The organism is Kitasatospora sp. Xyl93 (assembly GCF_055383135.1).
The window spans coordinates 8115857-8128799 of record NZ_AP029185.1; the positions used below are offsets into that span (position 1 = coordinate 8115857).

The 12943-nt window shown below is 73.1% G+C and carries 12 protein-coding genes; 5 read left to right on the forward strand and 7 right to left on the reverse strand.

Annotation, left to right across the window (positions count from 1 at the left end; all coding sequences use genetic code 11):
• Positions 1-300: 300 nt before the first annotated feature.
• Positions 301-894: a GNAT family N-acetyltransferase gene (locus ACZ5GH_RS35240; RefSeq protein WP_464336362.1), complete on the forward strand. Its 594-nt coding sequence runs from the start codon at positions 301-303 to the stop codon at positions 892-894.
• Positions 895-1224: 330 nt separating this feature from the next.
• Here the strand turns inward: ACZ5GH_RS35240 and ACZ5GH_RS35245 are convergent, their stop codons facing one another.
• The gene (locus tag ACZ5GH_RS35245) at positions 1225-1902 is read right to left on the reverse strand and encodes a hypothetical protein (protein WP_464336363.1); all 678 of its coding nucleotides are present in this window, start codon (positions 1900-1902) and stop codon (positions 1225-1227) included.
• A 373-nt stretch (positions 1903-2275) separates the two neighbouring features.
• Between ACZ5GH_RS35245 and ACZ5GH_RS35250 the strand changes: the two genes are divergently transcribed.
• Together ACZ5GH_RS35250 and ACZ5GH_RS35255 are read left to right on the forward strand one after the other, a co-directional pair.
• Complete coding sequence (locus tag ACZ5GH_RS35250) at positions 2276-2827, forward strand: hemerythrin domain-containing protein (RefSeq protein ID WP_387755933.1); 552 nt, start codon at positions 2276-2278, stop codon at positions 2825-2827.
• Between the two features lie 37 nt (positions 2828-2864).
• Complete coding sequence (locus ACZ5GH_RS35255) at positions 2865-3029, forward strand: hypothetical protein (RefSeq protein WP_464336364.1); 165 nt, start codon at positions 2865-2867, stop codon at positions 3027-3029.
• Positions 3030-3135: 106 nt separating this feature from the next.
• Here ACZ5GH_RS35255 and ACZ5GH_RS35260 read toward each other — a convergent pair whose 3' ends face one another.
• The 5 genes from ACZ5GH_RS35260 to ACZ5GH_RS35280 form a co-directional block, all read right to left on the reverse strand.
• Positions 3136-3615, reverse strand: coding sequence for a flavin reductase family protein (locus ACZ5GH_RS35260; RefSeq protein WP_464336365.1), 480 nt, complete (start codon positions 3613-3615; stop codon positions 3136-3138).
• 100 nt (positions 3616-3715) lie between these two features.
• Positions 3716-4228, reverse strand: a complete 513-nt coding sequence (locus ACZ5GH_RS35265; protein ID WP_387755937.1) for a CinA family protein — start codon at positions 4226-4228, stop codon at positions 3716-3718.
• A 114-nt stretch (positions 4229-4342) separates the two neighbouring features.
• Positions 4343-4879 carry a DUF1360 domain-containing protein gene (locus ACZ5GH_RS35270; RefSeq protein ID WP_464336366.1) on the reverse strand — a complete coding sequence of 179 codons (537 nt, stop codon included), beginning with the start codon at positions 4877-4879 and terminating at the stop codon, positions 4343-4345.
• Positions 4876-7947 (reverse strand): FAD-binding and (Fe-S)-binding domain-containing protein, encoded by a 3072-nt coding sequence (locus tag ACZ5GH_RS35275; protein WP_464336367.1) that lies wholly within the window; start codon positions 7945-7947, stop codon positions 4876-4878. Before ACZ5GH_RS35275 ends, ACZ5GH_RS35270 begins: the two co-directional genes overlap by 4 nt.
• Positions 7944-9734 carry a thiamine pyrophosphate-requiring protein gene (locus ACZ5GH_RS35280; RefSeq protein WP_464336368.1) on the reverse strand — a complete coding sequence of 597 codons (1791 nt, stop codon included), beginning with the start codon at positions 9732-9734 and terminating at the stop codon, positions 7944-7946. The genes ACZ5GH_RS35275 and ACZ5GH_RS35280 overlap by 4 nt, the downstream gene beginning before the upstream one ends.
• Positions 9735-10087: 353 nt before the next feature.
• Here ACZ5GH_RS35280 and ACZ5GH_RS35285 point away from each other — a divergent pair, with 353 nt between their 5' ends.
• Positions 10088-10450 (forward strand): hypothetical protein, encoded by a 363-nt coding sequence (locus tag ACZ5GH_RS35285; RefSeq protein ID WP_387755945.1) that lies wholly within the window; start codon positions 10088-10090, stop codon positions 10448-10450.
• 158 nt (positions 10451-10608) lie between these two features.
• Complete coding sequence (locus ACZ5GH_RS35290; protein WP_464336369.1) at positions 10609-10911, forward strand: WhiB family transcriptional regulator; 303 nt, start codon at positions 10609-10611, stop codon at positions 10909-10911.
• Between the two features lie 138 nt (positions 10912-11049).
• Here the strand turns inward: ACZ5GH_RS35290 and ACZ5GH_RS35295 are convergent, their stop codons facing one another.
• Complete coding sequence (locus ACZ5GH_RS35295; protein WP_464336370.1) at positions 11050-12219, reverse strand: cytochrome P450; 1170 nt, start codon at positions 12217-12219, stop codon at positions 11050-11052.
• Between the last annotated feature and the right edge of the window lie 724 nt (positions 12220-12943).

The window sequence follows — 12943 nt, forward strand, 5'->3', positions numbered from 1 at the left end:
GTCAGGGAGGCGTGCACAGACCGCGGCCGGCGGTTCATCCGGCCCTTGGCGCGTGAAGAGCAGCGCAGGGGTTCGACTCCTCACCAACACCGCAGCTCAGCACCGCGTACAGGTGACGCGGCACACCGCACACCTCATCACCATGTGCAGATTCCGGACGACGAGGGCGGGAACGGGGCGCCCACACCCGGTGCGAGGGCCGTGCACACCGCACGGCCCTCGCACCTCCTGCGCGTCGACGTGTCCGCCCGCCGCGTAAAGCACTGGACAGCCGTCAACCGCTGGGCAAACATCTCCGCGATGAACAACGCACCCCACCCCACCCCCAAGCGCGTCCGCTTCGTGGAGCTCAGCGCGAAGGCGCTGCAGGCGCTCGCCGACGGCGACCTCGCCGGCGGCAGCGCCGAGGCCGGCGTCGCCCTCGACCCGCACTTCGTCGGCGACCGGGCCCGTTGGATCTTCGGCTACCGCGCCGGTCAGCTGGCCGAGGACCCTTCGGCCGCGCCCTGGACCACGCGGGCCGCGGTCTCCGAACCGGACGGGGTCGTCGTCGGCGACGCGGGGTTCCACGGCCCGCCGGACGAGGCCGGCATGGTCGAGGTCGGCTTCACCGTCGTGCCCGGGTACCGCCGCCAGGGCTACGCCCGGGCCATGCTGACCGCACTGCTGGCCAGGGCCGCCGCCGAACCCGGTGTCAGGACCGTGCGGGCCAGGGTCAGCTCGGACAACACCGCCTCCCTGGCCACCATCGCCGGCTTCGGGTTCACCCGCGTCGGCGAGCAGGGAAACGAACGCGACGGACTCGTCATCGTCTTCGAGGTCCCGGCGGACGCGGTGCGGACCGAGCACCCCACCGCCCCGGCGGACGCGGCGGCCGTCCCGGTCACCCTCTGACAGCCGGACGGCCCCTGACAGCTGGACGGCCCCACGGATCGACCGGGCCGTGAGGCCGCCCGCCCGGCAGGCCGTGGCGGCACCCACGCCCCGCCGAGTAGTTCCGAAGTCGGCCAGTGGCCGTAGGCGATGAGCGAGCGGGTGGCGGGTCGGCCGGTGGCCCGGTCGTGCCGGATCGCGCAGGTCGTCGCCAGCAGCCGCACCGCCACGCCGCCGGTGTTCGAGCAGCTCGTGGTGAAGCACGTGGGAAGCGTGGGGCGGCGGGAACGCGCAGGGCCTCCCGGAGACCGGGAGGCCCTGCCCTCGTGCCCCGCGCGCGGAGCCGGCCGGTCAGGCCTTGCGGATGTCGTAGGCCACGCCGCTGCCGTAGCAGTAGCTGCTGGGGTGGTAGCTGGAGACCACCCACCCGGCGGGCAGGGGGGAGAAGGAGCACATGGTGGCGGAGGTCTGCGTGGTGATCTTGACGAGGCCGTAGCCGACGCCGGTGCCCAGGCAGTTGCCGCTGCTGTACGAGCTCGTGACGATCCACCCGGCGGGGATCGGCGACATGGAGCACGCGGCGGCGCTGGTGTCGTTGGCCACGTTGTGCAGGCCGTAGCCGACGCCGGTGCCCAGACAGTTGCCGCTGCTGTACGAGCTCGTGACGATCCACCCGGCGGGGACCGGGGTCATGGAGCACGCGGCGACGTTGGTGTCGTTGGCCACGTTGTGGAAGCCGTAGGCGACGCCGCTGCCCGCGCAGTTGGCGCTGCTGTACGAGCTCGTGACCACCCACCCGGGCGGCTTGGGGGAGAAGGAGCAGATGACCAGGTTGGTCTGCCCCGCCGTGTCGGTGATCCCGTACGCGACGCCGCTGCCCGCGCAGTTGGCGCTGCTGTACGAGCTCGTGACCACCCACCCGGCCGGGATCGGGGAGAAGGAGCAGATGGTCGTGCTGGCGGTGACCTGCTGTGTGGCCGCCTGCGCCTGCGTGCCCGCGGCGGTCACCACGCCCAGGAGCAGCAGCACGAGTGTCAGCAGGTGTGAGGTTCGGGTCCGTAACGACTTCATGGCAGGCCTCAGGTCTTCTCTCGATGACGTTCGACGACAGCTCTGTGCAAGTGAGGTGAACGACTGTGCACGGCTCGTTCACGACGGCTGAGATGCTGTCAGAGATCGTCCGGGCGCGCCAGAGTGCGGCGGGCGACGGTTCCTCGGGAGCGAGTGCTCGGCTGGGCCGGACCAGGAACGCGACGGCCGGCTGCGCGTGGCCGCGCACGCCGATCGTGGCCAGGAACCTGCCGCCGGGATGAATGCTGCCGGTAATGCGGGATATGAGAGGAATTGCGGAGCTGATCCGCGACCCGCACCGCTTCGACGACCATCGATGAGGAGAACAGCCATGGGACACGGCGGCAATGTGATCAACGAGCTGATGACGGACCACCGGGAGGTCGAGGAGCTGTTCGCCCGGATCCAGGCGCTGCCGGTGGGCGACGAACGGCGCCGGAAGGTGGCGGACGAGTTCACCATCGAGCTGGTGCGCCACTCGGTGGCCGAGGAACAGCACCTCTACCCGGCCGTGCGCGAGCACGTGCCGGGCGGGGACGCCCTCGCGGACAAGGAGATCGCCGACCACGAGACGGTGGAGAAGCTCCTCAAGGACCTGGAGGGCGTGGACTGCGGTGACGCCCGCTTCGGCGTCCTGGTCGACCGGCTCGTCTCCGAGGTCACGGCCCACATCCAGGACGAGGAGCGGAACCTGTTCCCCGCCCTGGCCGAGGTCTGCCCGCCCGAGCAGCTCGACGAGCTCGGCGACCGGATCCGCCGGGCCAAGAAGCTCGCCCCGACCCGCCCTCATCCGAACGCCCCCGACAACAAGCTGCTGGCCGCCGGCACCGGGCTGGTCGACCGCGCCCGCGACCTCGTCACCGGACGCGGCAAGTCCTCCTGACACCCGACCGGCCGATTCCGGAGAAAGGAGGACCGCTGTGAGCGTTCCCGAGCGTGACGACGACCCCGAGGTGTCCGACGAGACGCGCGAGCGCTCGTCGCGGCAGCGCGACATCACCGCTCCCACCCCGCCCGACGCCCGCGGCGAAGGGCAAGACGAGGAGGAGCCCGAAGCGCCGGCAGCCGACACCCGAGCCCCGTAGACCGCAGGACGCCGCCCCGGCTGTGCAGGTCGCAGCCGGGCGGCGCCCCGCGGTTCGGACGGCACCACCGGAGCTCTCCCGTCCCGCCCAGGTGGCCGGCCCTCCTCTACGCGGGGTGTCCGGCGTCGATGTCCTGGACGTTCCGGAAGGTCAGTGGGCTGCCGCTCGACACGGCCTCGGCATCGAGCGGTTCCAGGAGGAATCCCATGTGGTCGCCCCAGTCCGCCCGGTCGAGGATCCGGCCGGCGAACCAGGCCATGGCCCCCGTCAGCACCGGCACTCCGTACGGCCCCGCCTCCCATGCGGCGACGGCGAACTTGTCGACGTCGTCACCGGTGCGACCGCCGAACAGCTCGGCGAGGTCGTGTCGGTGCGTCGGCAGCAGATGGACCACCAGCACCTGCGACCGGGACGCGACGGCATGGGTACGGTTCGCCTTGGAGATCCACACGGCGAAGCGCGGCGGGTGGATCGAGCACTGGCCGGCGAAGCCGACCAGGCACCCCGCGTGCTCCTGCTCAGCCGCCGCGGTGACGACGTACACCGGGTAGTCCAACAACGCGACGAATGCGTCGAACTGGCCCATGGTGCTGCTCCTTCCCTCGGATCCGGCGAGCTGTCGCAGGGGGCCGCGGCACCTCACGGCCGGTCGTCGCGGCGCGGCAGGGACGCTGCCTCCGCGCCTTTCAGGTCTCATGCGGCCCCCGAGGCCGGAGGTGGTCACGCACCATGACGAGGGCTCGCAGGACCGCGGCGCGCTGGACCTCGTGGCGGTCGCCGTCGGCGTCGATCCGGGTGGAGCAGGAGTGGTCCGCCGCGGCGAAGGCGATGTACACGGTCCCGGGGTCGCGCCCGTCCTGCGGTGAAGGGCCCGCGACGCCGGTGGTGGCGAGGCCGTAGGTCGCCCTCATCAGGCCCCGGACCCCCTCGGCCATCTGCTCGGCGACGCGCGCGTCGACCGGTCCGCGGGCGTCCAGCAGGGACCGGTCCACGTTCAGGACGTCCGCCTTGACGTCGGTCGCGTAGGCGGTGACCGACCCGCGGAAGACCTCGGAGGCTCCCGGGGCCTCGGTCAGCGTCAGCGCGAGCAGGCCGCCGGTGAGCGACTCGGCGGCGGCCAGCGTGCTGCCCGCCGCGGCGAGGGCCGCGTGCAACTGCCGCGCGAGATGAGCGCACTGCTCACGGGGCGTCGAACTCATTCTTCCTCCGTGCTGTACGGGAAGGCCCCTGGGGCCGGGCGCCGCCTGGAGAACGGATCCCCGGCTGCCCGCCGGAACAGGGCCGGAGCTGGTTCCCGACGGGCAGCGGGGCGGTCACCGCGTCTCGTCGGCCGCCCGTTGGAGGGCCGTCCGGGCGAACTGCAGGAAGTCGGCCGCGGCCAGGGCGGACAGGGTGGCGGTGGCCAGCCGCGTCGCCCTCGGTGCGAAGAGGGTGCCGGCGGTGATGCCCGTGGCGATCCACAGGCCGGTGCAGAAGGGGCAGCTGAGCAGTTCGCCGATGGCCTTGCGGGCGCCGGTGCCGCGCACCTCCTCCTTCAGCTCGGCCGGGCCGGTGGTGCCCTCGAAGTGGGTGAACGGTGCGCGCAGCGGGCTGGTGACCGGGTCCTTGGCAAGCAGCCGGCCGAGTTGGTGGGTCGCCAGCGCGCTCAACGCCACGTCCCACGGCCTCGGATCCGGCAGTTCCCTGCCCGAGACCCCCGCGGCCACGGAGACGCCCGCGACGGTGGCGGCGAAGGCGCCCATGAGACCGGTGTAGGCGGCCAGCGGGCGGTCGGCGTCCCCGGCGTAGGCGCGGGCCTCGTGGTGCAGCCGTTCGTGCAGCGAGCTTCGCAGTGCGGTGGGTGACTTCACGGAATCCTCCTTGCGCGGTGGCGGGCGGCGAGAACCGCCCCTGCGGCCAGGGCGGTCAGCGCGCCGAGTGCCCCGCCGGTGAGCAGGCGGGCCGCCGCGGGGTGGGGCCGGGGGCGTGCGACGGCCTTCTCGGGTCGGTCGGCGGGCGCGGGGCCGTCGAGGGCCGTGGCCAGCGCCTCGGCCAGGTGTACGGCCCGGCGGCCGGTGTCGGCCTGGTCGATCTGGGTGCGGCAGCTGAAGCCGTCCGCCACCACGAACGCGTCCGGGGCGGTGTCGCGGACGGCGGGCAGGACGCCCTGCTCCGCGATCGTCTGCGACAGGTCGTAATGGCCCTGCTCGAAGCCGAAGTTGCCGGCCAGTCCGCAGCAGCCCTCGTCCAGCACGTTCGCGTCCAGGCCCGCGCGGCGCATCAGCTCGCGGTCCGGGTCGGCGCCCAGGACGGCGTGCTGGTGGCAGTGCGTCTGGACGGTTGCCGCCCGGCCGACCTGCGGCGGCTGCCAGCCCTCGGGGGCGTGGTTGACGAGCTGTTCGGCGAAGGTCCGCACCTGGGCGGCCAGCCGGTCGATGTCCTGGTCCCCGGCGAGCAGGTCCCGGGCGTCGGTGCGGAAGACCGCCGTGCACGAGGGCTCCAGCCCGACGATCGGGGTGCCGGCCTCCAGCCAGGGCCGCAGCACGCGGGTGGTGCGCTTCAGGACGCGGCGGGCGGTGGCGAGTTGGCCGGTGGAGATCCAGGTCAGGCCGCAGCACACCGCCTGCTCGGGGACCGCGACCCGGAAGCCGGCGTCCTCCAGGACCCGGACGGCGGCCCGGGCGATGTGGGGGTGGAAGTGGTTGGTGAAGGTGTCCGACCACAGCAGCACGGTCCGCGGATCGCCCGGTTCGGGCTGGGGCCGCCCGGCCCTGCGCCAGCCGTCCTGGAAGCTCTCGGCGGCGAACAGCGGCGCGTCGCGGCGTGGGTCGACGCCGCCGAGCAGCTTGCCGAGCCGGCCCAGTCCCGGGGCGTGGAGAGCGGCGTTGGCCAGACCCGGCGCGGGGCGCGCGAGCCGGGTCCACAGCGGGAGCCAGCCCAGGGCGTAGTGGGCGGCCGGGCGCAGCCGCCCCTGGTAGTGATGGGCGAGGAACTCGGCCTTGTAGGTGGCCATGTCCACCCCGACGGGGCAGTCGGACTTGCAGCCCTTGCAGGCCAGGCACAGGTCGAGGGCGTCCCGGACCTCGGTGGAGCGCCACCCGTCGGTGATCGGCGAGTCCTGATGGCCGCCGAGCATCTCGAACAGCAACCGGGCCCGGCCCCGGGTGGAGTGCTCCTCCTCCAGCGTGGCCCGGTAGGACGGGCACATCACACCGCCCTGGTGGGACCGGCAGTTGCCGACACCGACGCACCGCATGACGGCCTGCCCGAAGTCGCCGTCGTCGGGGTACGAGAAGTGGGTGTCCCGGTGGGGCCGGGGCCGCCAGGCGGCGCCCAGGCGCAGGTTCTCGTCGACCCGGTGGGGGTGGACGACCTTGCCGGGGTTCATCCGGTTGCCGGGGTCGAACAGCGCCTTGACCTCGCCCATCGCGTCGACGAGCGCCCGGCCGAACATCCGGGGCAGCAGTTCGCCGCGGGCCTGCCCGTCACCGTGCTCCCCCGAGAGCGATCCGCCGTAGGAGGCGACCAGGTCGGCGGCCTCGTGCAGGAAGGACCGGAAGGCCTCGACGCCCTTGCCCCCGCGCAGTTCGAACGGGATGCGGGTGTGGACGCAGCCCTGCCCGAAGTGCCCGTACAGGGAGGCCTGCTGGTAGCCGTAGCGGTCGAAGAGCCGTTCCAGGTCGCGCAGGTAGTCGCCCAGCTTCTCGGGCGCCACGGCCGAGTCCTCCCAGCCCTCCCAGGTCTCGGAGCCGTCCGGTGGCCGGGCGGTCACCCCGAGTCCCGCCTCGCGGGCCTTGAGCATCTCGTGCTCGCGCGGCGGGTCGTCGGAGAACGCCACCGACGCGTCGCCCTCGTCGCGGCCGATGGCGCGCAGCAGCGCGCGGGCCTGGGCGTCGGCCTGTTCCTTCGTGTCGCCGGTGAACTGGAGCAGCAGCCAGCTGTCGCCCTCGGGCAGCTGCTCCAGGGAGTCGAGGTAGGCGTGCTCCTCGCGCATCAGCTGGGCCATGCGCCCGTCGACGGCCTCCAGCTGGGCCGGTCGGCTGTGTTCGAGCAGGGCGGGCACCGCGTCGGCCGCCTGGAGGATGTCGTCGAAGCCGAGCACCAGCAGGGCCTCCGCCGCGGGGACCTCGACCAGCTCCAGTTCGGCCCGCAGGACGGTGACCAGGGTGCCTTCGCTGCCCACCAGGGCCTTCGCCACGTCGAAGCCGTTCTCCGGCAGCAGGGAGTCCAGGTTGTAGCCGGAGACGCGCCGGGGGATCCGCGGGTAGCCGCGCCGGATCTCGGCCAGGTGGCGTGCCGCGACCTCGCGCAGCCCCTGGTAGAGCCGGGCCCGGGGGCCGCCCGCGGCCACGATCCGGGCGTACTCGTCGTCGTCGGTGCGGCCGGCCCAGAACCGGGTGCCCTGGTAGGTGAGCACCTCCAGGCGGCGGACGTTGTCGACGGTCTTGCCGTAGGCCTGGGCGGAGGCGCCGCAGCTGTTGTTCCCGATCATGCCGCCCAGCGCGCAGTGCGTGTGGGTGGACGGCTTCGGTCCGAACATCAGCCCGTGCGGGGCCAGTTGACGGTTCAGCTCGTCCAGGACGATGCCCGGCTCGACGACACAGGTGCGGGAGCCGGGATCCACGGACAGCAGACGGTTGCAGTACTTGGTCCAGTCGACGACCACGGCGGTGTTGGTGGACTGCCCGCCCAGGCTGGTGCCGCCGCCGCGCGAGAGCACCGGCGCGGCGAACCGCGAGCACACCGCGACCGCCACGGCGCCGGCCTCGACGGTGCGGGGCACCACCACCGCGAGCGGGACCTGCCGGTAGTTGGACCCGTCGGTCGCGTAGGCGCCGCGGCTGCCGGCGTCGAAGCGGACCTCCCCGTCGACCTCGGCGCGCAGGGCCCGTTCCAGGGCCGTGAGGTCGACGCCCGCGCTGCCGTCCTCCGCGGTCACGGTCGGCTCCCGTTGCCGGGGAGGAACTCCTGGACCTTGGCCTTCAGCCCTTGGCGGATGACGGACCCGCGGTCGCTGTCGCCGTGCAGGACGGCGGAGGCGGCGGCCTTGATCTGGTCCCAGGTGGCGTGCGGCGGGATCGGCGGCACCGCGGGGTCGGTGCGGAAGTCGATGACGAACGGACGCTGCGCGGCCAGCGCCCGGGTCCACGCGGGCACGACGTCCTCGGGCCGCTCGACCCGGACCCCGTCCAGGCCGAAGGACCGGGCGATGTCGGCGTACCGCACGTCGGGGAGCTGCTGGGAGGGCAGGAAGCTGGGTGCGCCCTGCATCGCCCGCATCTCCCAGGTGACCTGGTTGAGGTCGCGGTTGTTGAGCACCGCCACCACCAGGCGCGGATCGCTCCACTCGCCGTAGTACTTGGCGGCGGTGATCAGTTCGGCGAGGCCGTTCATCTGCATCGCGCCGTCGCCGACGATGGCGATCGCCGGGCGGTCGGGGTGGGCGAACTTGGCGCCGATCGCGTACGGCACGCCGGGGCCCATGGTGGCCAGCGTGCCGGAGAGCGAGCCGCGCATGGTGCCGCGCACCCGCAGGTGCCGGGCGTACCAGTTCGCCGCCGAGCCGGAGTCGGCGGCCAGCACGGCGTCCTCGGGGAGCAGGGCGTCCAGGGCGTGGACGACGTACTCCGGGTTGATCGGCTCCGCGGCGACCTCGGCGCGCCGCCGCATCACCTCCCACCAGCGGGCCGTGTTGTCCTCGACGGACTTGCGCCACGCACCGTCGGCCTTGTGCTCCAGCAGCGGGAGCAGGCGGCGCAGCGTCCGGGCGGCGTCGCCGACGAGGTTCACCTCGAACGGGTACCGCATGCCGATCATGGACGGGTCCAGGTCGATCTGCACGGCGCGGGCTTGGTCGAAGTCGGGCAGGAAGTTGCTGTACGGGAAGCTGGAACCGACCACCAGCAGGGTGTCGCAGTCGCGCATCATCTCGTACGAGGGCCGGGTGCCGAGCAGCCCGATCGAGCCGGTCACGTAGGGCAGGGTGTCCGGGAGGGCGTCCTTGCCGAGCAGGGCCTTCGCCACGCCGGCGCCGAGCAGCTCCGCGACCTGTTCGACCTCGGCGCGGGCGTGACGGGCGCCCTGGCCGATCAGCATCGCCACCTTCTCGCCGGCGTTGAGGACCTCCGCGGCCCGCTCCAGGTCCTCGTCGGTGGGCACGGGGGCGTAGTGGGGGAGACCGAGGCTGGAGGGGACGTGCTTGAAGGCGTGCGCGGGCGGCTCGTAGTCGAGCTCCTGCACGTCCGCGGGGACGATCAGCGCGGTGACCGTGCGGCGGGTGGCGGCGATGCGCATGGCACGGTCGAGGACGTTGGGCAGCTGTTCGGGGACGGTGACCATCTCGCAGAACTCGGACGCCACGTCCTTGTAGAGGCTCAGCAGGTCGACCTCCTGCTGGTAGGAGCCGCCCATCGCGGTGCGGTCGGTCTGCCCGACGATGGCGACCACCGGGACGTGGTCGAGCTTCGCGTCGTACAGGCCGTTCAGGAGGTGGATCGCGCCCGGGCCCGAGGTGGCCGCGCAGACCCCGGTGCGGCCGGAGAACTTCGCGTACCCGACGGCCTGGAAGGCGGCCATCTCCTCGTGACGGGCCTGGATGAACCGGGGCTGGTCCTCGGCGCGGCCCCAGGCGGCGAGCAGCCCGTTGATGCCGTCGCCGGGGTAGGCGAAGACGTGCTCGACGTCCCACTCCCGAAGCCGCTGCAGCAGGTAGTCGGCAACCTTCATCTCTGTCCTCCTGGTGCTGGCCGTGGGGTGCGGCGGGGTTCGCCCCGCACGCCGGCTCGGCTAACCGCCGGCGGCGGGCTCGAAACCCGTTCACCGGCGGTTTCCGGGTGCCGTGGCCGGGTTCGCGGGTCGTGGCGGAAGTATCGCGAAGGCCCGTCCCGGTGCCGTGCAGGCGTGCCCGTGGGGGTGCGGCCGGTAGCCCGCTCGGGGCACGGCGCGGGCGGATCGTGCCGCCCGGGGCCGCTGCCCGGACGCTGTTCCCGGGGCCGGGTCGGCTTGTCCCGTTATGGGCCGGGCCGTCGGGGCAGACGGCTGGTACCAGGAAGTGGAGGCGACCAGGGAGGTGATCCGCGGTGCTGTTGCTGTGGCTGGGTGTGCTCGGCGGGTACGGGATCGGGGCCGTGGTGACGGCGAGGACCGTCTTCGAGCGCGGCAGGACCGGGTTCCTCGGCGGCAGGGCGTCCGGCAGGTCGCTCGCGGAGTTCGAACGCGGGGAACGCCAGCACCTCGAGGCGATAGCCCTGTGCTCCGGCGCGCTGTGGGTGGCCGCCGTCCCCTTACTGCTCCTCAGGCGGTTGGTGACGAGGTGGGCCCTCGCGCGCACCGGCTGCCCGGTCGAGAGCGCGCAGCAGGTCCGTGACCGCATCGACGACCTGGAGCGCGCTCTCGGCGTCGGCGCCTACGCCGCCGACGACGGGCACCGGTGCCAGAGGTGAGCCCGCCCCCGCTTCGCCGTGCCGCGGTGCGGCAGGTGGGCGCCCGCCGCTGGGGTGCGAGCCGGTGCGCTCCCGGCATCGACCACGGTGATTACTCGGCGGGGTTGCGGTTATACGACCGGGCGGTTGGCGGTCGTCGATATCGAAGGGGGTCTGCCATGGCGGACATCTCGCGCTTGCCCGGATCTTCCTCGCACTTCTGGGACTGGCAGCTTCGCGGCTCGTGCCGGGAAGCCGACAGCGCCCTGTTCTTCCACCCCGCGGGCGAGAGCGGCGCGGCCCGCGCGGTACGCGAGCAGGAGGCCAAGGCCGTCTGCGCCGACTGCCCCGTCCGCAGGGAGTGCCTCCGCCACGCGCTGCGGACGCGCGAACCGTACGGTGTCTGGGGCGGGCTCACCGAGGAGGAGCGGCACGGGCTCCTGGCGCGCCACCCCCGCCGCTTCACGGCGGCCGTCGCCTGAAGGGGCGGTCCTGCAGCGCCCGGTCGGGGTCGGGGACTTGTCGCCAGGCGGCCACCCGGCTCAGGGCACCCCTGGGGCCGAGGGGCCGAGGCCGAAGGGGCCGGGGAGGCCCGCGCCCGCGGTACGGGAGGCCACGGTTCACCAGGTGACCGGCAAGGCCTGGAGGCCGCGGAAGACCAGCTCCGGTATGTAGGTGAGCTCGGACTCGTCGACGGCGAGGCGCAGGCCCGGATGCCGTTTCACCAGGGATCCGATCGCCACCCGCATCTCCCGGCGGGCCAGGATCGCGCCGAGGCAGAAGTGCGGCCCGTGCCCGAAGGCGAGGTGCGCTGCCGGTCCTTCCCGGGTGATGTCGAAGCGGCCGGGATCCGGGTACGCGGCGGGGTCGCGGTTGGCCGCGACGACGACCGGCAGCACCGGTTCGCCCGCGCCCAGTCCGACGCCCTCCAGCTCGACGGGCTCGGTCGTGACCCGGACCTCGGCCGAGGTGAACAGCCTGCTGTAGCGCAGGAGTTCGTCGACCGCCGGTCCGATCAGGTCCGGTGACGACCGCAGCAGCGCGAGTTGGTCCGGGTGGCGCAGCAGGGTCAGCAGCGAGTTGCCCAGCTGGTTGACGGTCGTCTCGTGGCCGGCGATCAGCAGGCCCTCGAGGTTGGCCAGCAGTTCGGGTTCGGTGAGGTGGTCCCCCTCGTCGTTGGCGGCGACCATCGCCGAGATCAGCCCGTCGTCCGGCCGGGCCCGCTTGTGGCGCACCAGGTCGGCGAGCCAGTCCTGCATCTCGCCCTGCGTGGCCCGCAGTTCGTCCGAGGTGATGTCCGTGACGAACAGCCGCCTGGTCCACCTGCGGATGGCCTCCGCCTCGGAGTAGGGCACGCCGAGCAGCTCGCAGATGACCATCAGCGGCAGGGGAGCGCAGAGACCCGCCACGAGGTCCGCGGTCGGATCGAGGGAGTCGAGCAGGGAGTCCACGACGGACCGCACGCGTGGTTCGAGCCGATCGACCATGCGGGGGCTGAACGCCTGCGACATCAGCTTGCGCAGGCGGGCGTGGCGTTCGCCGTCCAGGCTGGAGACCAGGAGCGGGTCGGAGGCGACGGACAGTTTCAGCGGGCTGCCCGGAAGCGTGGCCGCCTCCCGGCTGAACCGGCTGTCGCTCAGCACCTGGCGGACCGCCTTGTGGGAAAGGGCGAGCCAGACCTCCGCCGGACCGATCGCCGCGAGGACGACCGGAGCCCGCGCGAGCAGGGCCTCGGCTTCGGGCTCGTTGTCCAGGTGGTGCGGGGTGGTGAAGGGGAACGTGGCTTTCATCGCTGCCTCCTGACGTGGTGTCACCTGGCCCGGGCGCCGGGTGCCGGGCGCGAACGGCCGGGACCCGGCGCGCGGGCCGGTGACAGCTGGGTCGTGTGCCGCTGGGGGCGGTGGCGCTTCGCGGTCGTCCCGAGGTCGACGGGGCCGAACGGTTCGGCCGGAGCCGTCGGCGGCGCCGGTGGCCGGTCCGCCCGATCCGGGTGGTGCTCGCCGTGCGGAGGTTCCCCGGGTGGCCGGGTGACGGTCGAGGACGTTCTTCCGCGCGAGTGCGAACGGGAGTCTAGGGCGTGGTCACCGGCGGCGTCGACGGTGCCCGTGGAGCCGGCCCCGTCGTGGCGGTGCGGGGCGTGGACGTACTTCCGCGGGGGACGGGACGGATCTTGCCACGGTGTCCCTTTCGTGCAGGGCGTATGACGGTGCGATGTGCTCCGTTTGAGACAGCCTTCGCCCGGCCTATGGCGACGGCGTGATGTTGCTGCCATGCTCGTCTGCGCGGCGGAACGATCATCGCCTCGGCCCCTACGCTCAGCTCACCAGCGCATCTTCCTCGGAGAGCGTCGCCAACGCTGCCGCTCCCGAGGACCGCTCCACGGGTCCAGACGCCCGAAGCACGGTCGAGTCCGGGTTCGGACACCACCGGGTCGCCGGGCTGCCACGCCCTCGATGATCCGGCCGCTCGCGCGGCCGGAGCCGCACCATCGGGACTGCTACGGAAACACCCCGC